This is a genomic window from Saccharopolyspora hirsuta (genome assembly GCF_008630535.1).
Classification (GTDB): Bacteria; Actinomycetota; Actinomycetes; order Mycobacteriales; family Pseudonocardiaceae; genus Saccharopolyspora; species Saccharopolyspora hirsuta.
In genome coordinates this window covers 1-23,061 of sequence record NZ_VWPH01000019.1, presented here as the reverse complement: position 1 = coordinate 23,061, position 23,061 = coordinate 1, and the positions used below count along the sequence as shown (strand labels likewise).

Sequence of the window (23,061 nt, the reverse complement as noted above, 5' to 3'; positions counted from 1 at the left end):
AACATCAGCAATGTTGCGGATGATTCGCGACCGCTGTTCTGGTGATCTTGGGCGGGTGTCCGCTCCTGGGGGAAGCGGGCACCTGCCGGGCCCTCCGGCCCGCAGCACCGCGCCCCCGCACAACTCGTTGGTCGGCGCATCTCGGGGGTGCGCCGCTCTGGGAGGCAGAAAACCGCAGATGAGCGACGAAGCGAACCTGATCGACACGGCATCGGCCGGGGTGCAGGACCTGGCCGCTGCCGCCACCTCCGCGCTGGCGCAGGCCGGTCCCGCCGGAGCGCTGATGGTGCCGGTCGTGGACGCCCTGCGCAACGTCTGGGAGGGCTACTTCGGATCGCCGATCCCGCCCGACGGCACCAACTGGAACGCCTACTCGCACGAAGAGCTCTACCAGATGCTGTGGCAGCACGCCGACGTCGGCGAGGTCAGCTCGATGGCCGCCGAGTGGGGGCAGCACAGCACCGAGCTGGCCGACCACGCGGAATCCATGCGGCAGCAGCGCACCGCCATGCAGGCGAACTGGAGCAGCGAGTCCGCCGGGCTGGCCTCGACCCAGCTCGGCGAGCTCGGCGAGCGCACCTCCGGGATCAGCGACCGCGCGAGCACCGTGCAGGGCGCGACCCAGGAGGCGGGCGACGCGCTCGCGGTGGCGCGCAACACGATGCCCCCGCCGCCGGGCGACCCGACCGGGGCGGCGCTGTCCAGCGCGGTCGCCGGAGCCGGAGCCGGTGCGGTCATCGGCGGGATCGTCGGTGCGGGTGCCGGTGGTGTCGGCGCTGGCCCCGGTGCCGCGATGGGCGCCGCCATCGGCGCGGTGGCCGCGGGCGGCGGCAGCCTGTTCCTGTCCAACGTCGCCGCCGCGCAGAAGAAGGCCGAGGCGGTGCACGTCATGCAGCAGTACGAGGCGAGCCTGCGCAACAGCAGCCAGGCGATCGCGCCTCCCGGCTCCACCGAAGCCGCCGCGTTCAACTCGCCCGCGTCGACCGTCGCCGCCGGTTTCGGCGGAGGTGCGGGCGGCAGCGGCAGCGGTGGCGTGCCCTGGGGCCGCTTGGTCGGCGCGGACCAGCTGGGGGCCGGACCGCGCAGCGGCGTCGGCGCGCTGGACGCGGCTCTGGCGCGCTCCGGTGGCCTCGGCGCACTTGCCGGACGCGGCGCGGGCAGCGGCGGCATGATGCCCGGGGCCGGGGCGCGGCGCGGCCAGGAGGACGACGAGCAGGTGCACGAGAACCGCCTGCCCACCATCGACCAGAAACTCTTCGACGACGACCGACCGGCCAGCGCCCCGGTCATCGGCTGACACAGGAGCGAACGTTGACTTCCGAAGCAGCGGCGGGGCACGGCTACCAGGTCGCCCCGCAGGGACTTTCCGCGCAGGTCGAAGCGCTCTCCGGGCTCCGCGAGCGCACCACCGGGCTGGCCGGTTCGGCCGGTCGGCTGGCCGAGCGGCTGCCGCAGCTGGGCACCGCGCCACCGGCGATCCACCTGGCGATGCGGCTGCGCGAGGCCGGGGGCCGGTCCGGGCTCAGCGGCGAGATCAGCGCGGCCGACACCGAGCTGAACAACTTCCGCACCGCGCTGGGCGAAACCGTCACCGGCTACCTGGCCACCGACGACGACGCCGCGCAGGCGTTGCGCAACACCGGCGGGGACCGGGCATGACCGCGGCGGCGGCGCGGCGCACCCCCGCGCCCATCCACTTCGGACAGGTCGAGCTGGACCTGCTGGCCACGCACGCCGGGGTGCCGATGCCGTTCCCGCTGCGCGTGCCGTCCTTCGGCCGCATCGCCGGGGAGCGCGAGGTGCTGCTGGCCACTGCCGGGCACACGCTCCGGCTGCGCGGGTTCGCCGACGAGGACGGACCGGCCGGGGCCGCCGCGGAGCTGGTCACCGCCCTGCGCCAGCACCGCGGGACGGTCGACCTGGTGCTGGTCGGCGAATCGGGGGCGACGGCGGTGGTGGCCGTCGTCTACCGGTCGTGGGCGCTGATCTGCGTGCAGCCGCTGGACGGCGATCCGGCGCAGCCGGTGCGGATCCACCGGGTCCCGGCGGACTCGCTCACCGACGAGCTGCTCGCCCTGGTGCCCGACGTGCCACCGGCCCGGACGATGCCGATCACGCTGCCCGAGCGCGCGGTGGCCACCGCTGCCCAGCTGGTCGGCGAGATCGAGGACGACCGGGAGAAGGAGCAGCGGCTGCGCGAGCTGGTCCGCGACTGCGGCGGCGACCCGGGCGCGCTGGACCAGCTCGCCGGGCTGCTGCCGGTGCTGACCGGGCGCGGGCAGGTCGGGGCGACCCGGCGCGACGGAGGCGGGAGCACCCGGGCCGGGACCGAGCTGTCCTGGTTGGACGGTCCGCGCGGGCGGGTGCGGGTGGTCCCGGCCAAGCACGGCTGGGTGAGCATCAACCCGATGCGGCAGAACGACGTGCGGTTCGCGGTCGAGGACCTGGCCAGGATCGCCCGCGAGCCGCGGTGAGCGGCGCGGACACTTCGGAGGATTATCAGGTGGAATCAGCAGCGCAGTGGCTGGCCGGGTACGACGAGCGGCTCGCGCGGGCCGCGGCGGACGCCAAGGCCGCGACCGAGAGCCTGCGCCAGATGAGCGGGACGGCGACCTCGCCGCGCGGGGAGATCACCGTCCAGGTCGGACCCAGCGGCGCGATGGAGGACATCCGGCTCACGCCCGCGGCCCGGGCGATGGAGGCCGAGCAGCTGGCGCAGCTCATCCTGGCGACCGCGCAGGAAGCGCAGCGCACCGTCGGGGCGCAGGTCGTGGAGATCATGACCGAGTACGTCGGCGACGGCCCGGCGCTGGACTTCGTCAAGGAGAACATGCCGCCCGCCGCCGGGGTCGCGACCGGTCCCCGCCGGGCCGACGACGATGACGACGACTACTTCGCCAACCCGGTGGTGATCGTCTGATGGACCTGCAGGTCGATCCCGCCCAGATCCGGGCGCACGCCAGCACCGTCGGCGGACTCGCCAGCGGGCTCTCCGACGCGGCCGGTGCGGTGCCGGAGGGCCCGGCGGAGAACTCGCTCGGCACGTTCCTGCAGTTCCTCACCGCCGGGCTCGGCTCGGCCATGGCCCAGACCGGGCAGGCCATCGCCCAGGCCTCGTCCGCGGTGGAGGCGGTCAGCTCGGCGCTGGTGCAAACCGCCGAGGACTACGAGCGCACCGACGACGACAACGCGGTGCGGCTGCTCCGGGAGGACTCGCGATGACGGTGCAGATCACGATCGGCGCGACGCGACCGGAGGAGCTCGAACAGCTGAAGTCGACGATCGCGGCGGTCCGCGACCGCGGCTGGCTGGCTGGCGGCCTCAGCGGCGGCAACCCCGGGGCGGCCTCCCCCGGCGAGCCGAGCAGCCCGCTGTCGGCGCTGTCGGACTCCGGGTTCGGCTTCATCACCGCGTCGGTGTCGTTCCTCGACGAACCGCTGCAGCAGCTGGCGGGCGACCCCAGCACGATCTCCGCCGGTTCGCAGGGCTTCCAGGACACCGGGCGCAACGTCTCCGCGATCGCCGACTCCTACCAGCGGTCGGTCGGCCCGGAGACCAGCGGGTGGTCCGGCGAGGCCGCGGCCGGGTACCTCAAGACCGGGGCGGAGCTGGTGGACGGCATCGCCGGGCTCGGCGACGCGAGCGTGGCGCTGGCCGAAGCGGCGACCGGCGCGGGCGAAGCAGCCGCGAAGGCGCTGCAGGAGGTCACGGCGCTGGTCTCCGAAGCCACCGGCAAGATCATCATGATCCTCAACCAGGCGATGGCCGCCGCGGCGGCGACCTTCGGCGCCAGCGTGGCGGCTGCGATCCCGCAGGCGGTGCAGGTCGCGGCCGAGTACGGCGGGCGGATCGTGGCGGTCATGCAGCAGCTGCTCTCCAGCGCCCAGAACCTGATGCAGCACGTGGCGACGACGACGAAGGCGGTCAGCGCCCTCACCGACTCGATCTCCGCGATCAGCGAGCTGGTGCAGCAGTCGACCGGAACGTCGAGCACCGGGCCGACCTCGGGCACCACGCCGACGTCGGGCTCGCTGCCCACCTCGGGCAGCACAGCAACATCGAGCACGTTCCCCGCCTCGGGAAGGACACCGGCGTCGAGCGCGCTGCCGACGGCTGGCAACACCTCGATGTCCGGCAGCATCCCGGTGTCCGGCGAGGACAGCACCCCGTCGGCGCCGGGCATCACGTTCACGGCGACCATCACGCCGCCGTCCTGGTCCGACGAGCCGGCGGATCCGCCCGGCCGCGCCTGATCCCGCAACGACGTGCCACCGCCCCGGCGGCGGCACGTCGTTGCGCGTGCCGGGTGAAACGCGCCTCCGCCGGGTCGCCGGTCCACTACGGTGGGTGCGGTGGGTTCGTGGTCGACGGGACGAACATTGACTGGCTGGGCGAGGAACACCGCAGAACCGCTGACCGACGCCGAGCGCCGGTTCGACGAGCTGCTGGCGCAGGGCAGGACGGCGGAGTCGACCGCCGACCAGGTGCAGCCCGCGGGCGTTCCCGGTGCCGAGCAGGAGATCCGCGGCGAGTACCTCGCGTCCCGGCTGATCGAGTCGCTGGAGGAGGGCGGGCGGCTGTTCGCCCGGCGCGGCGCGCAGCCGCTGGTGATCGTCGTGGAGCACGCCTCGATCACCGGGCAGCTGGACCTGCGCAACGTGGATCTCCCCCACCTGCTGGAGTTCGTCGGCTGCCGCTTCGAGAACGCGCCCGACCTGCGGCAGGCCAGGCTGGCCGGGCTGGTGCTGTGGAGCTGCCGGTTCCCGGGCCTGCACGCGCGCAACCTCGCGGTCGGCAACGACGTGGTGCTGCGCGACTGCGCCAGCGTCGGCGGCATCCTCGACCTGGCCGACGCCGACCTCGGCGGCTCGCTGCTGCTCAACGACAGCGAACTGCGCAATCCCGGGCAGCGCTGCGTCTACGCCGACCGCCTGGCGGTCTCCGGCGCGCTGCTCGGGATCCGGTTGCGGACCGCCGGTGAGATCCGCATCCCCGGCGCCAAGATCGGCGGCAACCTGACGCTGTCCGGCGGTGCGCTGCGCAACCGCGGCCGGAACGCGATCAACGCCACCGGCATCCGCATCGGCGGCTCGCTGCGGCTGGACGTCGACCCGGCGACCGGCCGGGCGTTCACCGCCGCTGGCACGCTGCGCCTGCCCAGCGCGCAGATCTCCGGCGACCTGCGATTGCGGGACGCCGTGCTGGAACCCGGTGCCCGACCGCCGCGGCGCGGCGACTCCGACCACGACGACCCCACCGCGTCGCTGATCGCCGACCGCTGCGAGATCCGCGGGGACGTGCAGCTCGACCAGGACTTCCGCAGCGGCGGCACGCTGCGCCTGGTCAGCGCCGTCGTGGGCGGAAACCTGCGGATGGCCGGGGCCGCCGTGGACGTGGGCTGGCTGCGCTCCCCCGCCGAGTCGGTGCTGCAGCCGGTGCGCGCGGTGAACCTGGACGGGGCGCGGGTGTCCGGCAACCTCGACGCGGGGGCCGTCGCGGTGCGCGGGCAGTGGCGGATGACCGACGTCCAGGTCGGCGGCAGCATCCAGCTCACCCGGGCGCAGCTGACCGGGCCGCGCACCGACGTCCTGGTGGGCAGCAGGCTCTCGGTGGGCAGCAACCTGGAGCTCCGGGCCGCCGAGGTCGTCGGCTCGCTGCAGCTGCCGGGCGCGCAGATCGGCGCGAACATCGACCTGCGCGGCGCGCAGCTGACCAAGCCCGCCTGGCACCACCACCGCAACACCTACAAGCCGTCGCTGGACCTGCGCGCGGCGCGCATCGAGCGCGACCTGATCTGCGCGGAGGGCGAGCAGGCGTTCCTCGCCGAGGGGACCGTGCAGCTTCGGTGGTCGCAGATCGGGCGGCACGTCAACTTCTCGGGCTGCGAGCTCGGCGATGGTGCGTCGCGGACCGCGTTCAACGCCTCCGGGGTGCAGACCCAGGAGCTCACTCTGCTGCCGCGGACCCCGCCGCGCGGCCGGGTCACGTTGCGGCAGGCGCAGTGCGAGCTGCTCGCCGACAACTCGGCGGTGTGGGAGTCCAGCCGCGGGGTGGACTGCGAGGACTTCTCCTACCAGAACTTCGCGGAGCCCTTCGAGCTCGACGACCAGCAGCGGGTGCGCCAGCGCCTGGGCTGGCTGCGCGCCACCGCCGACGGCGCCTACCAGCCGGGCCCCTACGACCAGCTCGCCGAGGTCTTCCGCAGCAACGGGCTGGAGGAGCACGCGGTCTCGGTGCTGATCGAGAAGCAGCGGCACCGCTACGCGGCGATCGCCCGCACCGCGCGCCCCGGGCTGCGCTGGCCGGTCCAGCTGTGGAGCTGGCTGCAGCGGGCCACCGTCGGCTACGGGTACCGGCCGATGCGGGCGGTGGGGTGGCTGGTCGCGTTCGCGGTGGTGGGCACCGCCTGGTTCAGCTTCCACCCGCTGATCCCGGTCAACGAGCAGGACCGCCCGGTGTGGAACCCGCTGCTGTACACGTTGGACCAGATGCTGCCGGTGGTGAGCCTCGGCCACGACGACATGTGGCAGGCCCGCGGCGTCTCCCAGTGGGTCACGGTGGCCCTGGTGGCCGCGGGCTGGACCCTCGCCACCACGGTCGCCGCGGGCATCAGCCGCGCCCTCCACCGCGAACGCTGACCGGCGATCCGGGTTCGCGGTCGTCACGGTCCGCTAGCCCGGGCGCAGCGTGGGCGACAGGTTCTCGAAAGGTCGGCCCGCTAGCGTCTGCGCACCCGCAGTTGCCCGCTTGCGCGAAGGAGCCCCATGTCGCTGCGACGCATCGTGGTCGCGTTGGTGACCACGTGCTGCACCACGGCGTTGACCGTCCCAACCGCGTTCGCCGATCCGGGCGACCACTACGGCCCTGGTGGTTTCGACCTGCAGGCCCACCGGGGCGGGCTCGGGCTGGTCGTGGAGAGCACGCTCGACTCGTTCTCCAACGGGCTCGCGGTAGGGGTGAGCACGCTGGAGCTCGACGTCCAGATCACCGAGGACCACCACGCCGTGGTCACCCACGACCGGAAGATCTCGGGCGCGAAGTGCCTCGACACCGCACCGGCCTTCCCCGGGGACCCGGAGTTCCCCTACGTCGGCAAGTACGTCGTCGACCTGACCCTGGCGCAGGTGCGCACCCTCGACTGCGGATCCCAGACCCTGCCGCAGCACCCGGCGCAGCGCCCCAGCCCGGGTGCCCGCATGCCGCTGCTGACCGAGGTGTTCGACCTGGTCGAGGAGCGTGACGCCGACGACGTGCGGCTCAACGTCGAGACGAAGGTCGAGGCCGCAGCGCCCCAGGAAACCGCTCCCCGCGAGGAGTTCGTGCAGATCGTGGCCCGCCAGGTGCGCGAATCGGGCCTCGCCGACCGCGTCTCGATCCAGAGCTTCGACTGGGGCGCGCTGATGCGCATGCGGGAAGTCGCCCCGGAGCTGCCCATCGTCGCGCTGACCAACGGCGACCAGTTCCTGCAGCCGGGCCGCCCCGGCGCCTCTCCGTGGCTGGGCGGCATCGACATCGACGACTTCGGCGGTGACCTCGTCGCCGCCGTCGCCTCCTTCGGCGCCGACGGCCTCTCCCCGGTGCACGGAGACCCCCAGGACGGCGAGGTCACGGATCCGGACTACCGGCCGTACACGACCAAGCAGCTGGTCAAGCGCGCGCACCGGGCGTGGATCGCGGTCATCCCCTGGACCGTCGACGACGAAGCGACCATGCACAAGCTGATCGACGACGGCGTCGACGGGATCATCACCGACTACCCCGACCGGCTCCGCGAGGTCATGCGCCAGCGCGGGTTCGAGCTGCCCGAGCAGTACTAGGTGAGCAGTCTGCGGAGGGCGAGGGCCGTGCTGGCGCAGGCCGCCGCCGTGGCCAGGCTGAACGCCGCGGCGGGCGAGACCAGATCCAGCAGCGTGCCCGCCGCAGCGGATCCCAGGGCGTTGCCGACGCCGAACGAGGTGATCATCCAGGCGTGCGCTTCGGTCAGCGTGCCTTCCGGGGCCATGCGCGCGATCAGGGCGAAGGCCGACGCCAGCACCGCGGGCAGCGCGCAGCCGCTCAGGAGCGCGAACACCGCCATCACCGGGATGTTCAGCACCAGCACCAGCGGCAGGTACCCGAGCGCGAGCAGGGCCAGCAGCAACAGCAGTCGGCGGTCCTCGCGGTGCGCGACGGGGACCGCGGTGTAGGCGAGCCCGCCGACCAGCGCACCGGCCGCGTTGAGCGCGATCAGCCAGCCAGCCGCTGACGGATTCCCCGCCACCTCGGCGTATCCCGTGATGCCCACGGTGAAAGCGCCGATGGTGGCGCCGACACACACCAGCGCGGCGAACAACCGGAGAACACCCGCACCGCGCAGCGGTCCCGCCCAGTGCCGCTCCACGCGCGTACCTCGCCAGGCCCGCGCCGGGCGGGCGGTGGCGAACCACACCGCGCCGAGCAGTCCCACCGCGGCCGCCGCGATCAGGCCCGCGGACGGCCCGCCGAAGGCGGTCGCACCGAGGACCACCAGCGGCCCGCACACGAAGATCAGCTCTTGCGTGGCCGCGTCCAGCGAGAACGCCGCACGGACGTGGTGCTCGCCCACCACGACGTGCTCCCAGAGCACCCGCAGGCACGGTTCCAGCTGCGGAGTCGCCGCGCCCGCGACCACGGCGGCGACCGCCCCGACCGCCACCGAGCGCACCGGGTCGACCAGGCCCAGCACCAGGAACGCCGCGGTCGAGGTCGCCGCGCTGGCCAGCAGCACCGGGGCCTGGCGGGTCCGGTCGATCAGCCGCCCCAGCACCGGTCCGCACACCGCGGCGCTCCCGGCGTACAGGGCGGCGAGCAGACCGGCCAAGCGGTAGTCGCCGCCGTGCTCGCGGACGGTCAGCAGGATCGCCAGCGGCGCCATGCCGGTCGGCAACCGACCGATCAGCGAGGCCGACAGGAGCCTTGGCACGTAACGGGATCGCAGGACCGCCACGACCGAGCCCTGGCTCGCGCTCACCTCCGCGCCCGCGCTCACCGGCTCTCCCCCGTCGCGTGCTCGATCGCCGCGCGCAAGGACGTGACGACCGGGACGCCCTGCTCCGCCAGGACTTCGGTCGCGTGCAGACCGCTGGCGTAGAGCACGCACCGCGTTCCGACTTCCTTGGCCGCGACCGCATCGTCGACGCTGTCGCCGATCAGCAGCACGACGTCACCCGCCAGTCGCAGCTGCGACAGGTGCTCGGCCAGGTGCGCGCGCTTGAAACCGCGGTCCGGGCCGCGCTGGCCGTCGATGCGCGCGAAGTGCCCGGTGATGCCGAATCCGTCGACCAGCGAGGTCAAGCGGTCGTGCGGGTGCATCGACAGCAGCGACTGCGACAGCCCCCGCGCGGCGATCGCGCCCAGCACCTCGCGGGCTTCCGCCGCCAGCGACAACGTCGGCCTGCGCCGCGAGTAGGCCTCGTGGAACGCCGCGTGCAGCGCGCTCCGCAGGTCCGGGGGCACCGGGGCGCCGAAGAGCCGGTCGTAGAACAGGTCGATCGGTTGGGTGTGCTGCCTGCGGTACTGCTCGACGGTGACCGGTGGCAGCCCGGTCACCTCGAACGCCTCGATGGTGGACTGGATCAGCGCGTCGGCGTCGTCGAACAACGTCCCGTTCCAGTCCCACACGACGTGCGCGACCTCCGCCCGCACCCCGGCCTCGCTGACCGCCACGGTCTCCCTCCTCGGTGTCCGGCTGCTCCGCAGTCAACCGGACGGCCGCGCGGGAGGACCAGGGCAACAACCGGGCATCCGCCGGGCGGGGTCAGCTGTGCGGGTCGAACGGGATGCCCTCCGGCTTGGCCTTGGCCAGGTTGTCCGCGAAGGCGCCGTCGGAGATCGCCAGGCTGGCCTTTCCGAAGTCGGCCGAGGTCAGCTTGTCCCGGATGCCCGCCGGGTAGTTCTCCCAGCCCACGAGCGTCGGGTACTGCCAGGTCCCGCGGTGGTTCTCCGGCTGCTCGTCGGGGTTGGCGAAGCGGAAGGCGTGCGTGCTGGCCCCGTCCTTGTGGTAGACGATCTTCGGGTGGGTGCCCTCCCAGGACACCTCGTCGGCGGGGCGGGTCGAGTAGTCGCCGTGCGCGGAGGTGGAGACGTACTCCGCCCGGTCCTGGTGCACCCACACCACGACGTGCTCGATGTCGTGCCGGTGCCCGAAGATGTCGTCCACCCCGTCGAGCGCCTGGTCCTTCTCGAAGTACAGGTCGTAGAGGTAGGCGCACCAGCCGCTCGGATCGCACTCGGCGCGGGAGTAGGAGTTGGTGTTGTCCAGGTCGGACTCGTCGTGGCAGTCGCCGCTGAGCGAGCCGGACGGCTTGAGCCCTTCGGCCACCGCGCCGTCCGGTCCGATCGCCGGGGTCGGGTAGCAGCCGTCCCCGTCGTAGTCGAACGCGGGCTGCCACTTGAGGTCGGCCTCCGGGGCGGAGCCCGGCAGCGCCTCCGGCGGTTCGGCCAACGCCGATCCCGGTGGCAGCGCGAACACCAGCACCGATGCGCCGACCAGCGCCCGCGCGGCGAATCCGCTGGTCGATTTCCGCCGCGCAGCAGCCATGTCGACAGCACCTCCCGGTCGGCGCGCGAAGATCAGCCCGACCCTACGCACACCGCCGGAAATGCCGGAACACCGCTGGCGACTTCTCGCCGACGGCGCGCAGCGGGCCGGATCTGCGCGGTGGCAGAATCACCCAAGATGGACTCCGCAGACCCGCTGGCGCGCCAGCGCGAACTCCAGACCGAGGCCGACCTCGTGCACACCGATCTCCGGCTCGGCGAACTGCTGGGCGCGCTGGGCGAACCGGTGCGGGTGGGCAGCGCCGCGCTGGGGCTGATGGTGCGCCGGGACCTGGACATCACGGTGATCTGCCCGCGGCTGGACCCGGCCGCGAAGTCGGCCGTGGCCGGGGTCGGCGCCGAACTCGCCGTCCACGACCGGGTTCGCCAGGTCCGCTTCCGCGACGACACCGGGTGCTGGAACACCGATCCGCGCTATCCCGACGGCCTCTACCTCGGCGTCGAGTACCGCTGCCCGAGCGGGCAGGAGTGGACGCTGGACATCTGGTTCGTCGACGAGCCGGACCGCCAGCCCGACCTCGAGCACCTGCGCACCCTGCCCCCGCGGCTCACCGACGACCACCGCCGCGCGATCCTGCGCATCAAGTCCGCGCTGCCCGGGGTTCCCGGCTACGAGGTGTACCGGGCCGTGCTGGACCGCGGCATCACCACCGCGGAGCAGTTCGAGCGGCAGGCCCAATCATCCACAATGGACAACTAACTGCGGTGACGTGCTGAGAACCGCGTTCACCGGCGGCAGGGACCGTTCCGGGCGCGCGTCGGCCCGCTGAGCCAGTCGGGTGGGGAATCTGGGGCGGGGGCCGCTCGCCCGTTATGGTCGGTACACCCCGCGGGGACGCCCTGTTCACCTTCGCACGTCCGGACCGAGGTCGCTCGGCCGGAATTCGGCAGAGAGAAAGGGGTCTGATGATGGAATCCGCTGCTGCGCGCCCGGAGCTCGTCGCCTGGGAGACACCGGACTTCGAAGACGTCGGCTGCGCCGCCGAAGTGACGATGTACGTGGCGCAGATGGAGGACTAGCGACTGCACCGCGGGTGCCGGCTGCGCGGTCCGGTGCCCGCCCGGACTTCCAGCGAGGAGCGTCGGAATGTGGTTGCGGGTGCTCGGTTCGGCGGCCGGTGGCGGTTTTCCGCAGTGGAACTGCGGCTGCCCGAACTGCCGCGCGGTGCGCACGGGTGCTCGCCCCGCGCTGCCCCGCACCCAGTCGTCGATCGCGGTGAGCGCTGACCGCCAGCGGTGGTTCCTGTTCAACGCCTCGCCGGACATCCGCACCCAGGTCGAGTCCTTCCCCGCGCTGCGCCCGGGTGCGGGGCGGGCCACGCCGCTGCAGGCGGTGCTGCTCACCGATGCCGAGCTGGACCACACCCTCGGCCTGCTGCTGCTCCGCGAGGCGAAGTCCGTCGAGCTGCACGCCACCGCCGCGGTGCGGGAAACCCTCTGCCGCGCAACGGCGATCCTGTGCACCCTGGAGGCCTACTGCGCGGTGACCTGGCGGGAGGTCGTGCCCGGCGCGGACACACCGCTGGGCGGCGGGTTGTCCTACCGGGCCTTCGACGTGCCGACCAGCAAGCGCAACCGGTTCGGCCCCGGCCGGGAGCACGGCCGGGTGGTCGGCTACCGGTTGACCGACGAGACCACCGGCCGCACCGCGGTGTACCTGCCCGGCGTGCAGGAGCTCACCCCGGCGGTGCTGGCCGAGCTGGCGGACGGCGACTGCCTGCTGGTCGACGGGACCTGCTGGCACGACGACGAGATGATCCGGCTCGGGCTGGCCGGGAAGACCTCGCGGGACATGGGCCACCTGCCCATCTCCGGTCCGGACGGCAGCCTGCGGCGGCTGGCCGCGCTGCCCGCCGAGCGCAAGATCTACGTTCACATCAACAACACCAACCCGGTCCTGCTCGACGACTCGCCCGAGCGGCGCACCGTCGAGCAGCACGGCGTCGAAGTGGCGAACGACGGATTGGAGGTGCGGTTGACATCGTGACCGCGCTCACCGACAGCTTCACCGCGGCGTTGCGGGCCCAGTCGCAGCGATACCACCACCAGCACCCGTTCCACGTGCGGATGAACGAGGGGCGGCTCGACCCGCGGCAGATCCGGGGCTGGGTGGCCAACCGCTTCTACTACCAGGAGAACATCCCCCGCAAGGACGCCGCGATCCTGGCCAACTGCCCGGACCGGGAGGTCCGCCGGAGGTGGGTCCAGCGCATCCTCGACCACGACGGCGCGGCGGGCGAGGACGGCGGCATCGAGGCCTGGCTGCGGCTGTCCGAGGCGGTCGGGCTGACCCGCGCCGAGGTGCTCGACGAGCGGCACGTGGTGCCCGGGGTCCGCTTCGCCGTCGACGCCTACGTGAACTTCGCCCGCACCCGTCCGTGGGTCGAGGCGGTGGCCTCGTCGCTGACCGAGCTGTTCGCCCCGGACCTGATGGCCGAGCGCCTGGCGGCCTTCGAGCGCCACTACCCGTGGATCGACCGCGACGGTCTGGCCTACTTCCGGGCTCGCCTCACCCAGGCCCCGCGCGACGCCGAGCACGCGATGGAAGTGGTGACCGAGCACTGCCGCACCGCCGAGGAGCAGGCTCGCGCGGTGGACGCGCTGTCGTTCAAGTGCGACGTGCTCTGGAGCGTCCTCGACGCCATCGACCAGGCCTATCCAGAGCAGGTGTGATGGACGAGTCCAGCCGCCCGGAGCTGACCCCGCACGTGCGCGTGACCTTCGACCGCGTGCGCGAGCAGCACCTGCTGCTGGCACCGGAAGCGGTGTCGGTGCTCAACCCGACCGGCGCGGCGGTCCTCGAACTGTGCGACGGGCGGCGCAGCGTCGCCGAGATCGTCGAGGAGCTGCGCGGGCGCTACGAGCACGTGCCGCCCGACGAGGTGGCGCAGTTCCTCGCCCGCCTGGTCGGAAAGCGGTACCTGGAGGTCCGGGATGCCTAGTCCGTTCGGCCTGCTCGCCGAGCTCACCTACGCCTGCCCGCTGCACTGCCCGTACTGCTCCAACCCGCTCGACATGGCCGCCTACCGGGACGAGCTGGACACCGGGCAGTGGCAGCGGGTGCTGGCCGAGGCCCGCGAGCTGGGCGTGCTGCAGCTGCACCTGTCCGGTGGCGAACCGCTGCAGCGCCGCGACGTGGTGGACATCGTGCGCAGCGCCCACGACCTCGGCATGTACACCAACCTCATCACCAGCGCCCTGGGCCTGTCCGCGCAGCGGGCCGAGCAGCTGCGGGCCGCCGGGCTCGACCACGTCCAGATCAGCCTCCAGGCCCACGAAGCGGGTGCCTCGGACCGCATCGCGGGCACCACGTCCTTCCAGCGCAAGATCGCGGGCGCGCACCTGGTGAAGGAACTGGGCTGGCCGTTGACGCTGAACGTGGTGCTGCACCGGCTGAACATCGACGGCATCGCCGACGTCCTCGCCCTGGCCGAACGCCTCGGTGCCGACCGCATCGAGCTGGCCAACACCCAGTACTACGGCTGGGCGCGGCGCAACCGCGACGCCCTGCTGCCCAGCCGGGAGCAGCTGGACCGGGCGGAGGTGGTGGTGCGCGCCGCGCGCGAGCGGCTGGCCGGGCGGATGGAGATCATCTACGTCCTGCCCGACTACTACGGCCAGCCCCCCAAGCCCTGCATGGGCGGCTGGGGCCACCGGCAGCTCACGGTCGCGCCGAACGGCGACGTGCTCCCCTGCCCCGCCGCGCAGGAACTGCCGCTGCCGCGCGCCAACGTGCAGGAGCACCCGCTGTCCTGGATCTGGTCGGAATCCCCGGTGTTCCAGCGCTTCCGCGGCACCGACTGGATGGGCGAACCGTGCCGCAGCTGCGCCCGCCGGGACGTGGACTTCGGCGGCTGCCGCTGCCAGGCGTTCCTGCTCACCGGCGACGCGAGCCGCACCGACCCGGTCTGCACCCTGTCCCCCGACCACGAGCTGGTCGCCGAGGCGGTCCGGGCCGCCAACTCCGACCAGCCCGTCGAAGCGGTCCTGACCCCGCGCCCGCACCCGCGCGACACCGCGTCCCGGGCGGACGACTAGCTCGCGCACCACACCAGCCCCTCCCGGAACCGCAGCTCAGATCCGCATCGCCGCGGGGTGAGGGGTGTGCTACCAGTCGGGTCACGTCGCCCCCGGGCCGCGCAGCCCGGACCGATCTGCTCCGGGAGGACGCCGTGATCGCGAAGACGCTGGTGACACCGCTGCTCGGCGTGCTCGTCCTGACCGCCGGGACCGCCTCCGCCGGACCGGAGTGGGCGGCCGCGTCCACCGCGGCGGTGCACCCGGGGGTGCGGACCGCGACCGGCTCCGCCCAGTGCACCTCGAACTTCGTCTTCGAGAGCGGGTCGAAGGTCTACCTCGGGCAGGCCGCGCACTGCGCGACCACCGGCACCGAGGGGCAGACCAACGGCTGCACCACCCCGTCGATGCCCGTCGGCACCAAGGTCCGCGTGACCGGGGCGAGCCGGGAGGGCGTGCTGGCCTACAGCTCGTGGCTGGCCATGCAGGCCGCCGGGGAGACCGACGCCAACGCCTGCGCGCACAACGACTTCGCGCTGGTCGAGCTGGATCGGGCGGACGTCGCGAAGGTCAACCCGAGCCTGCCGAGCTGGGGCGGGCCGACCGGGCTGAACACCGCGGGCCTCCAGGAGGGCGACGAGGTCGTGACCTACGGCAGCGCGCAGCTGCGCACCGGTCCCGCCGACCTCAACGCCAAGCGGGGCCGATCGCTCGGCGACAGCGGCGGGGGCTGGAACCACACCATCCGCACCTCGATGCCGGGCGTCCCCGGCGATTCCGGCAGCGCGGTGCTCGACTCCGCAGGACGCGCGGTCGGCGTCCTGGCCACGCTGAACGTCTCGCCGGACTTCGGCAGCAACGGCGCGGGCGACCTCGCGCGCGAGCTGGAGTACCTGCGCACCCACTCGTCGCTGCGCGACGTCCGCCTGGTGACCGGGACCCAGGGCTTCCGGGCCCAGCAGTAGCCCGCGTGGCCAGCGCCACCTGGACCGCGGCCGGATCGCGCGGGTAGTTTCTCCCGGCGCCGACCTGGCGCGACGGGCACGAGGAGCAACTGGGACGTCCATGACGAGCAGCAACCGGTACGTCCAGCTCGGGCTCATCGCCGCGATGCAGGTGCTGGCGATGGCGATGTGGTTCTCCGCCTCCGCGGTCGTGCCCGGCCTGCGCGCGGCCTGGCACATCAGCGATCTGCAGGCCGTCTGGCTCACCGCGTCGGTGCAGGTGGGCTTCGTGCTGGGGGCGGTCACCTCGGCCGCGCTCAACCTGCCCGACCGGTTCCCGCCGCAGCGCGTCGCCGCGCTCTCCGCGCTCGGCGCGGCCGCCGCGACCGCAGCGGTCCCGCTGCTCGCCGACGGGTTCTGGCCCGCGGTGCTGTGCCGGTTGTGCACCGGGTTCTTCCTGGCCGGGGTCTACCCGGTGGGGATGAAGCTGATGGCCTCCTGGTTCGGTTCGACCGGCCGCGGGCTCGCGCTCGGCGTCCTCATCGGCGCGCTCACCGCCGGGTCCGCGCTGCCGCACCTGATCAACGGGCTCGGCACGCTCGCCTGGCAGGGCGTGCTCCTCACCGCGGCGGCCATCGGCGTCGCGGCCGCGGTGCTGGCGGCAGCCCTGGTCCGGCCGGGACCGCACCTGTCGGGCGGTGCCGCGCACCACCGGCCCAGGTACGCGCTGGAGATGTTCCGCGAGCGCGGGCCGCGGCTGGCCAACCTCGGCTACTTCGGGCACATGTGGGAGCTCTACGCCCTGTGGACCTGGCTCCCGGCGTTCGTCGGCGCCAGCACCGGCAGCGCCCAAAGCACCGTCGGGCTCCTGTCCTTCGCCGCCATCGGCATCGCCGGGGTGGTCGGCTGCCTGCTCGCCGGGTGGGGTGCCGACCGCTTCGGCCGCGCGCCCGCCGCCGGGGCGGCCCTCGTGGTCAGCGGCGCGTGCTGCGTGCTGTCGCCGCTGGTCTTCGGCGCGTCCTGGCCGCTCCTGGTCGGCTTGCTCCTGGTCTGGGGCGCGGCGGTGATCGCGGATTCCGGGGTGTTCTCCACCGCGCTCAGCGAGGTCGCCGACGCCCGCTACATCGGCACCGCGCTGACCGCGCAGACCGCGATCGGCTTCCTGATCACGGTGGTCACGATCAACCTGGTGCCGGTGATCGCCGGGCTCACCGGCTGGCGCTACGCCTTCCTGGTGCTGGCCCCGGGTCCGCTGCTCGGCGCGCTCGCGATGCGCGCGCTGGGCTCCCGGCGCGCCCGCTGAACCGTCCACAGTGCGCGATCAACACAGCCGCCGGAAAATTGATCGATCGACGATTGTCGAGATCGGTAAATAATGGACCGATCATTTTCCCGGGGCCTTGATCGCAATTCCCGGGGATCTGGATCAGCGCACGCCTGATCGAATTCGAACCCCCGGTGACCACAAAGGGGGATTGCCGCACAATTCGATCTACCGGACCGCGCGAACAACCACCCCCACTCGAGACTCGATGTGACGATCCGTAACTATGTCACCCGATTCAGATCGACAAATGTCGACAACTCGCCTCGCGATCGTCTCGTTTTCGACCTTGTGTTCACGATCAGTGATGTTCAATCCCGATTGGACACATCAACTACTCCCCGATCGTATGATCATGTATTCCTGCGGCTGCCGATCGCGAAATGGGTGCTTACCGTACGAACAGCCTCCTTTCAAATCTCGCGAGGCGATCTGGAAATGATTTTGAGCGAGGAATTCCCACTCAACTGATCAAAAGGAGGTTCAGGTGTCCGCAAAGCTTGTACGCATCGGCGGCATCGCCGCCTTTGTGCTGGGCGCGTCGTTCAGCCTGACCCCACTGGCCGCCGGTGCGGCACCTGGCCAGGCACCGTCACCGGTGCTCGCCGTGGACCAGGACCAGGACCAGGGTCAAGACCAGACGCAGGACCAGGACCAGGACCAGAAGCCGGACCACGGCCAGTGCTCACCGGGGGACCACAACTGCACGCCTCCGCCGAACTGCAAGCCGGAGGAATGCCCGCCGCCACCGCCCTGCAAGCCGGGTGAGTGCGAGGAGGTGGCGCCGCCACCGGCCGTCGCGCCTCCGCCCGAGGTCGCGCCGCCGCCGGTCGCGCCGCCGCCGGTCGCACCACCGCCTCAGCAGCAGCAACCGCAGCAGCAGCGGCCCGAGCAGCGGCCGACGGTGAGCCCGACGCAGGCCCGGCCGACCCAGGTTCCGACGGCCAAACCGCAGGCCCCGATGCCGACCCAGCGGCCGCAGGTCGAGCAGAAGCCGGTGGGCGGCGTCCAAGCGGGCGGCGGGGCCATGGCGCAGGAGCAGAAGACCGACGGCTCCGGCCCGCTGCTGGCCGCGGGCGGGCTGGCGCTCACCGCGCTGGCCGCCGGTGGTGCCTACCTGCACCGCCGTCGCCACGCCGAGCAGCGCAACTGATTCCGAACGGGGTCGGTGGTGCGCGCCCCAGAGGTGCGCACCACCAACCCGTTCCGGCCGTCGACGAGGTGAACGGGCTGGAGGTGCGCCGTGCGAACCGCGATCCTGCTGGTGTGGTCGGTCGTGCTGATGACCGTCGCGGTCGCCGCCGACCCCCACCCCGTCGACGCCCGCTCCGCACCCCCGCCAGCGCCCGCCAGCGCCGAGGCCACCGGCCCGGTCCCGGGTGATCCGCGCCCGCTGGCCATCAGCATCCCCGGCATCCGCGTCCAGTCGACACTGGTGCCGCTCGGGCTCAACCCCGACGGCTCCGCCGAGGTTCCCCCGATCGAGAAGCCCGAGCAGGCGGGCTGGTTCCGGCTCGGCCCCGGGGCGGGCGAGGTCGGCCCCTTCGTCGTGCTGGGCCACGTCGACTCCTACACCGCGGCGGGCGTCTTCTACCGGCTGCGCGACCTCCGCCCCGGCGATCCGGTCACCGTGGAGCGCGCGGACGGCTCTCGGGTGACCTACGTGGTCGACCGCGTGGAGACCGCGCCGAAGGACCGGTTCCCCACCCAGGCCGTCTACGGCGACGTGCCGCGCCCCGAGATCCGCCTGATCACCTGCGGCGGATCCTTCGACGAGGCGCAGCGCAGCTACGAGGACAACGTGATCGTCTACGGCCACCTCCGCTGACTCCCCGCTCCGATGTGGACGCCGGTCCGCGATCCGCCGGGCGACCCCTTGCGATTCCGGTGTTCCGGACGTCAGGATGGCAGGACGAATTGCGGACCGAACGGGGTCCGGAAATCGGACCGCGGGGAGGCAGGATGACCGGCTCGGCGGCCCGCCGCCCGGTGATCGCCGGGCTGGGCATCACCGAGATGGGCAAGGTCTACGGTCGCAGCGCGGCCCGGTTCGCCGCCGACGCGGTGCGGCTCGCGGTGGCCGACGCCGGGCTCGATCTGTCCGATGTGGACGGCCTGCTCACCAATTCCGGCACCACCGGCGAGGTCGGCGTCGACCTGCAGTCCCAGCTGCAGCTCCAGGACCTGCGCCTGCTGTCGGAGATCCAGGCCTTCGGCGCCTCGGCCGGTGCGATGGTCTCCCACGCGTCGCTGGCGATCCAGGCCGGGATGGCCGACGTGGTGGTGTGCGTGTTCGCCGACGCACCGCTGCGCGAGGGCGAGGGCAGCGCGGCCGCCTACTCCGGCCGACGGCCGCCGACCGGCTTCACCGGGATGATCCCGGCGGCCGGGTTGACCAGCGTCAACGCCATGTACGCGCTGGCCGCCCGGCGGCACATGGAGACCTACGGCACCACCTCCGAGCAGCTCGGCGCGATCGCGGTCGCGCAGCGGGCCTGGGCCGCGATGAACCCGCTGGCGCAGCTGCGCGAGCCGATCACCATCGCCGACCACCAGGCGTCCCGCTGGATCGCCGAACCGCTGCACCTGCTGGACTGCTGCCTGGTCAGCAACGGCGGGATCGCCGTGGTGGTCACCTCCGCGGACCGCGCCGCCCAGCTGCGCCAGCCCCCGGTGCACGTGCTCGGCTTCGCGCAGGCCCACGTGGGCTACCCGAACGCCCGAGACGGCCGGTTCGGCCTGGTCAGCGGTGCGGCCCAAGCCGGTCCCGCGGCGCTGAAGATGGCCGGGCTGGACATCTCCGACGTGGACGTGGCCGAGCTGTACGACTGCTACACCTACACCGCGCTGCTGACCCTGGAGGACTACGGGTTCTGCGCCAAGGGGGAAGGTGGTCCGTTCGCGGCCAGCGGTGCGCTGGCCCCCGGTGGTTCGCTCGCGGTCAACACCGGTGGCGGTCAGCTGTCGTCCTACTACATGTGGGGCATGACGCCGCTGTCCGAAGCGATCATCCAGGCGCGCGGGCACGGCGGGCCGCGGCAGGCGCCGCGCAACGACGTCGTGCTGGTCAGCGGGAACGGCGGTCTGCTGTCCCACCACGCCACGCTCGTCCTCAGCCCCCACCCGCACAGCTGACCCCGCGAACGAGAGGAACGCCGAGTGCCGATCGTCCCGGTCGCCCGCGACGCCGAGTCCGCCCCCTTCTACGACGGCACCGCCCGCGGCGAGCTGCTGCTGCGGCGCTGCGAGGACTGCTCGTCGGTCAGCGCCCCGAACGCCGAGAGCTGCTCGGCCTGCAGTTGCGCCCGGCTCGCCTGGGTTCCCGCGCTCGGCACCGCGAAGCTGGTCACCTGGACCGTGGTGCACGGCCGCTCCCCCGCCGACGGCGAGCCCGTGCGCATCGTCGCCGGGCTGGTCGAGGTGACCGAGGGGCCGTGGCTGTACGCCAGGATCGTCGACATCGCCCCCGAGGACGTGACCTCGGGCCTCGCGCTCGTGGTCGGCTTCGACCACGCCGAGGGCAGTGAGACCGTGCCCGTCTTCCGCCCGGCCTGAACCACCAGGAGCACGCATGCCCGACAACCCCGTCCTGGCCGATCTGCGCGCCGAGAGCGCGGAGCTCGACGCGCTCGTGGCGGGCCTCGACGCCGAGCAGTGGGCCGTGCCGACACCCGCCGAGGGGTGGACGATCGCGCACCAGATCGCCCACCTGGCGTGGACGGATGCCAAAGCGCACCGCGCGGTGACCGATCCCGGCGGATTCCGCGAGGAACTCCGCACTGCCGAGGTCCCGCTCGGCGAGGCGGTCGACGAAGGTGCTGCCGAAGGCGCCCGGCTGGCCCCGCAGGAGCTGCTGGAGCGCTGGCGGGCCGGGCGGGCGGACTTGGAGCGCGCCCTGGTCGCGGCGCCGGAGGACCTCCGCGTGCCGTGGTTCGGCCCGCCCATGAAGGTCCCGTCCATGGCGACCGCGCGGATCATGGAGACCTGGGCGCACGGCCAGGACGTGGTCGACGCGCTCGGCCTGCACCGCGAGCCCACCGCCCGGCTGCGGCACGTCGCCCACCTCGGGGTCCGCACGCTGGGGTTCGCGTTCGCGCTGCGCGGTCTGCCCGTCCCGGCCGAACCGGTGCGGGTGGAGCTGACCGCGCCGGACGGCGAGCTGTGGACCTGGGGGCCGCCGGAGGCCCCGGACCGGGTCACCGGGCCCGCCCTGGACTTCTGCCTGCTCGTCACCCAGCGCCGCCACCGCGACGACCTGTCGGTCACCGCCACCGGGCGCACCGCTGAGCGGTGGCTGCCCATCGCCCAGGCCTTCGCGGGCGATCCCGGTCCGGGCCGCCAGCCCAGCCGGACGAGTTGAGAGCAGCCGGGGCGCTGCCCACCGCAGGTGCGGCGGGCAGCGCCCCGAACGAAACTCCGCGTCAGCGCACGTGCGTCGTGTCGCGGACGGTGCCGACGTATTCCTCGACGAGGTCTTCCATCGCGACGACGCCGACGGGGGTGCCGGTGGTGTCGACGGCGGTGGCGAGGTGGCTGCCCGAGCGCCGCAAGGACGCGAGGGCCTCGTCCAGCCGAGCATCCGCCGGAACCGTGGGCAACCGCCGGATGCAGGCGGGAGCCACCGGTGTCGAGTTCTCGTGCCCGATCTGGTCGAGGACGTCCTTGATGTGCAGGTAGCCGCGCAGTCGGCCGTCGTCGCCCCGGACCGGGAACCTGGAGAACCCGGTCTCGCCGACCACGCGTTCCACGTCGCCCAGCGTGGGGCGGGCGGGCAGCGTGGTGAGCTCGGTCATCGGCACGAGGACGTCGGTGACGGTGTGTTGGAGGGAGTTGAGGGTTTGGGTGAGTCGGCGGTGTTCGGAGTGGTCGATGAGTCCTTCGCGGCGGGATTCGACGAGGAGTTCGGCGAGTTCGGCGGAGGTGTAGGCGGTGTCGAGTTCGTCCTTGGGTTCCACGCGCATCAGGCGCAGGACGGTGTTGGCCATCATGTTGAACAGGGCGATGAGCGGGCGGGCGAGTTTGACGAACCCGACCAGCGGCGGCACCAGCCACAGGGCGACTTTCTCCGGTTCGGCCAGGGCCAGGTTCTTGGGGACCATTTCGCCGATGAGCACGTGCAGCACGACCACCAGTGCCAGCGCGATGGCGAAGGCCACCGCGTGGGTCACCGGCTCGGGGATCCCCAGCGCGCTGAAGGGGACTTGGAGCTGGTGGGCCACGGCGGGCTCGCCCAGGCGTCCGAGGCCCAGGGAGCACAGGGTGATGCCCAGCTGGGCGGAGGCGAGCATGAGCGAGCCCTGCTGGCTGGCGTTGATCACCAGCCGGGCGCGGGTTTTGCCTTGTGCGGCCAGGGCTTCCAGCCGGTCGCGCCGGGAGGACAGCAGCGAGAACTCCGCCCCCACGAAGAACGCGTTCAGCAACAGCAGCACAACACCCAGCAGAATCGCGAAACCATCACTCATCGCGCTTCCTCCTCGGCGTCGGCCGGTCGGCCGCTGAGGCGGAGCTCGGCGATGCGGTTGCGGTCCATCTTGGACACCGTCAATTCCCAGCCGTCACCGGTGATCTCATCACCCACGGTGGGAATCCGACCCAGCTCGCTCAGCACGTACCCGGCGACGGTCTCGTAATCCCCGTCGGGCATGGCGAGACCGGTGGCCTCGGTCAGCTCGTCCGGTCGCAGCAACCCGGAGACCAGCCACGTGCGGTCGCCGATCCGCCGCACCGTGGGAAGTTCGCCCCGGTCGTGCTCGTCGCGGACGTCGCCGATGATCTCCTCGACCACGTCCTCCAGGGTCACGATGCCCGCAGACCCGCCGTACTCGTCGACCACGACGGCCAGCTGCAGACCCGATCCGCGCAGGGTCTCCAGCAGAGCATCACCGTCCAATGTCTCCGGCACCGTGGGAACGGGCTGGGTGAGCGAACCGACGAGAACGCGTTCGCGTTCCTCGGCTGGCAGCCCGAAAGCCTTCTTGACGTGGACGACGCCGTGGATGTCGTCGAGGTCGCCGCCGTGGACGGGGAATCGGGAGAAGCCCGTGCGGCGGGCCAGCTCCAGCAGGTCCAGAACACTGTCACCGACCTGCAGCGACTCCACCCGCACCCGCGGCGTCATGAGCTCCTCAGCGGTGCGCTCACCGAACCGCAACGACCGGTCCATCAACTCCGCCGTGGACTCATCCAACGTCCCGTGCT

General features: G+C 72.6%; 26 protein-coding genes. 21 read left to right on the top strand and 5 right to left on the bottom strand.

Annotation, left to right across the window (positions count from 1 at the left end; genetic code table 11):
• The first annotated feature begins 178 nt into the window (after positions 1-178).
• From F1721_RS31590 to F1721_RS31555, 8 genes are all read left to right on the top strand, one after another.
• Entirely contained in the window at positions 179-1,297 is a 1,119-nt protein-coding gene (locus F1721_RS31590) for a hypothetical protein (RefSeq protein ID WP_150070499.1), read from the top strand.
• A gap of 14 nt (positions 1,298-1,311) precedes the next feature.
• A complete protein-coding gene (locus F1721_RS31585) occupies positions 1,312-1,659 on the top strand; it encodes a hypothetical protein (protein WP_150070498.1) in 348 nt (115 codons plus the stop codon).
• The gene (locus F1721_RS31580) at positions 1,656-2,474 is read left to right on the top strand and encodes an ESX secretion-associated protein EspG (protein WP_150070497.1); all 819 of its coding nucleotides are present in this window, start codon (positions 1,656-1,658) and stop codon (positions 2,472-2,474) included. The genes F1721_RS31585 and F1721_RS31580 overlap by 4 nt, the downstream gene beginning before the upstream one ends.
• Positions 2,475-2,503: 29 nt before the next feature.
• Positions 2,504-2,920, top strand: coding sequence for a YbaB/EbfC family nucleoid-associated protein (locus tag F1721_RS31575; RefSeq protein WP_150070496.1), 417 nt, complete (start codon positions 2,504-2,506; stop codon positions 2,918-2,920).
• Positions 2,920-3,222, top strand: a complete 303-nt coding sequence (locus F1721_RS31570; protein WP_150070495.1) for a type VII secretion target — start codon at positions 2,920-2,922, stop codon at positions 3,220-3,222. The genes F1721_RS31575 and F1721_RS31570 overlap by 1 nt, the downstream gene beginning before the upstream one ends.
• On the top strand, positions 3,219-4,253 hold the full coding sequence (locus F1721_RS31565; protein ID WP_150070494.1) for a hypothetical protein: 1,035 nt from the start codon (positions 3,219-3,221) through the stop codon (positions 4,251-4,253). Before F1721_RS31570 ends, F1721_RS31565 begins: the two co-directional genes overlap by 4 nt.
• A 126-nt stretch (positions 4,254-4,379) precedes the next feature.
• Positions 4,380-6,638: a translocation/assembly module TamB domain-containing protein gene (locus F1721_RS31560; protein WP_150070493.1), complete on the top strand. Its 2,259-nt coding sequence runs from the start codon at positions 4,380-4,382 to the stop codon at positions 6,636-6,638.
• 126 nt (positions 6,639-6,764) lie between these two features.
• Positions 6,765-7,817, top strand: a complete 1,053-nt coding sequence (locus F1721_RS31555) for a glycerophosphodiester phosphodiesterase family protein (RefSeq protein ID WP_150070492.1) — start codon at positions 6,765-6,767, stop codon at positions 7,815-7,817.
• Here the strand turns inward: F1721_RS31555 and F1721_RS31550 are convergent.
• The 3 genes from F1721_RS31550 to F1721_RS31540 form a co-directional block, all read right to left on the bottom strand.
• On the bottom strand, positions 7,814-8,941 hold the full coding sequence (locus tag F1721_RS31550; protein ID WP_150070491.1) for an MFS transporter: 1,128 nt from the start codon (positions 8,939-8,941) through the stop codon (positions 7,814-7,816). The genes F1721_RS31555 and F1721_RS31550 overlap by 4 nt on opposite strands.
• Positions 8,942-9,003: 62 nt before the next feature.
• Positions 9,004-9,684 (bottom strand): HAD family hydrolase, encoded by a 681-nt coding sequence (locus tag F1721_RS31545; RefSeq protein WP_170301669.1) that lies wholly within the window; start codon positions 9,682-9,684, stop codon positions 9,004-9,006.
• A 91-nt stretch (positions 9,685-9,775) separates the two neighbouring features.
• Positions 9,776-10,558, bottom strand: a complete 783-nt coding sequence (locus F1721_RS31540; protein WP_150070489.1) for an NPP1 family protein — start codon at positions 10,556-10,558, stop codon at positions 9,776-9,778.
• 138 nt (positions 10,559-10,696) lie between these two features.
• On the opposite strand from F1721_RS31540, the gene F1721_RS31535 reads away from it, so the two are divergent.
• From F1721_RS31535 to F1721_RS31475, 13 genes are all read left to right on the top strand, one after another.
• Positions 10,697-11,278, top strand: coding sequence for a hypothetical protein (locus F1721_RS31535; protein WP_150070488.1), 582 nt, complete (start codon positions 10,697-10,699; stop codon positions 11,276-11,278).
• A 209-nt stretch (positions 11,279-11,487) separates the two neighbouring features.
• Complete coding sequence (pqqA, locus tag F1721_RS31530; protein WP_150070600.1) at positions 11,488-11,598, top strand: pyrroloquinoline quinone precursor peptide PqqA; 111 nt, start codon at positions 11,488-11,490, stop codon at positions 11,596-11,598.
• 67 nt (positions 11,599-11,665) lie between these two features.
• Positions 11,666-12,565, top strand: coding sequence for a pyrroloquinoline quinone biosynthesis protein PqqB (pqqB, locus tag F1721_RS31525; RefSeq protein ID WP_150070487.1), 900 nt, complete (start codon positions 11,666-11,668; stop codon positions 12,563-12,565).
• Positions 12,562-13,251, top strand: coding sequence for a pyrroloquinoline-quinone synthase PqqC (pqqC, locus tag F1721_RS31520; RefSeq protein ID WP_150070486.1), 690 nt, complete (start codon positions 12,562-12,564; stop codon positions 13,249-13,251). Before pqqB ends, pqqC begins: the two co-directional genes overlap by 4 nt.
• The gene (gene pqqD / locus F1721_RS31515) at positions 13,251-13,520 is read left to right on the top strand and encodes a pyrroloquinoline quinone biosynthesis peptide chaperone PqqD (RefSeq protein WP_150070485.1); all 270 of its coding nucleotides are present in this window, start codon (positions 13,251-13,253) and stop codon (positions 13,518-13,520) included. The genes pqqC and pqqD overlap by 1 nt, the downstream gene beginning before the upstream one ends.
• Positions 13,513-14,616 carry a pyrroloquinoline quinone biosynthesis protein PqqE gene (pqqE, locus tag F1721_RS31510; protein WP_150070484.1) on the top strand — a complete coding sequence of 368 codons (1,104 nt, stop codon included), beginning with the start codon at positions 13,513-13,515 and terminating at the stop codon, positions 14,614-14,616. Before pqqD ends, pqqE begins: the two co-directional genes overlap by 8 nt.
• Before the next feature lie 134 nt (positions 14,617-14,750).
• Positions 14,751-15,560 carry a serine protease gene (locus tag F1721_RS31505; protein ID WP_246155423.1) on the top strand — a complete coding sequence of 270 codons (810 nt, stop codon included), beginning with the start codon at positions 14,751-14,753 and terminating at the stop codon, positions 15,558-15,560.
• Between the two features lie 100 nt (positions 15,561-15,660).
• Entirely contained in the window at positions 15,661-16,842 is a 1,182-nt protein-coding gene (locus tag F1721_RS31500; protein WP_150070483.1) for an MFS transporter, read from the top strand.
• A gap of 508 nt (positions 16,843-17,350) precedes the next feature.
• On the top strand, positions 17,351-18,016 hold the full coding sequence (locus tag F1721_RS34640; protein WP_170301668.1) for a hypothetical protein: 666 nt from the start codon (positions 17,351-17,353) through the stop codon (positions 18,014-18,016).
• Between the two features lie 90 nt (positions 18,017-18,106).
• Positions 18,107-18,691: a class F sortase gene (locus F1721_RS31490; RefSeq protein ID WP_246155422.1), complete on the top strand. Its 585-nt coding sequence runs from the start codon at positions 18,107-18,109 to the stop codon at positions 18,689-18,691.
• Positions 18,692-18,825: 134 nt separating this feature from the next.
• On the top strand, positions 18,826-19,998 hold the full coding sequence (locus F1721_RS31485; RefSeq protein WP_150070482.1) for a thiolase family protein: 1,173 nt from the start codon (positions 18,826-18,828) through the stop codon (positions 19,996-19,998).
• A gap of 24 nt (positions 19,999-20,022) precedes the next feature.
• Positions 20,023-20,418 carry a Zn-ribbon domain-containing OB-fold protein gene (locus F1721_RS31480; RefSeq protein ID WP_150070481.1) on the top strand — a complete coding sequence of 132 codons (396 nt, stop codon included), beginning with the start codon at positions 20,023-20,025 and terminating at the stop codon, positions 20,416-20,418.
• 16 nt (positions 20,419-20,434) lie between these two features.
• Positions 20,435-21,223 (top strand): TIGR03084 family metal-binding protein, encoded by a 789-nt coding sequence (locus F1721_RS31475; protein ID WP_150070480.1) that lies wholly within the window; start codon positions 20,435-20,437, stop codon positions 21,221-21,223.
• A 61-nt stretch (positions 21,224-21,284) separates the two neighbouring features.
• Here the strand turns inward: F1721_RS31475 and F1721_RS31470 are convergent, their stop codons facing one another.
• Together F1721_RS31470 and F1721_RS31465 are read right to left on the bottom strand one after the other, a co-directional pair.
• On the bottom strand, positions 21,285-22,325 hold the full coding sequence (locus F1721_RS31470; RefSeq protein ID WP_150070479.1) for a hemolysin family protein: 1,041 nt from the start codon (positions 22,323-22,325) through the stop codon (positions 21,285-21,287).
• A partial coding sequence (locus tag F1721_RS31465; protein WP_150070478.1) for a hemolysin family protein occupies positions 22,322-23,061 on the bottom strand: 740 nt, incomplete at its 5' end. The genes F1721_RS31465 and F1721_RS31470, both read right to left, overlap by 4 nt.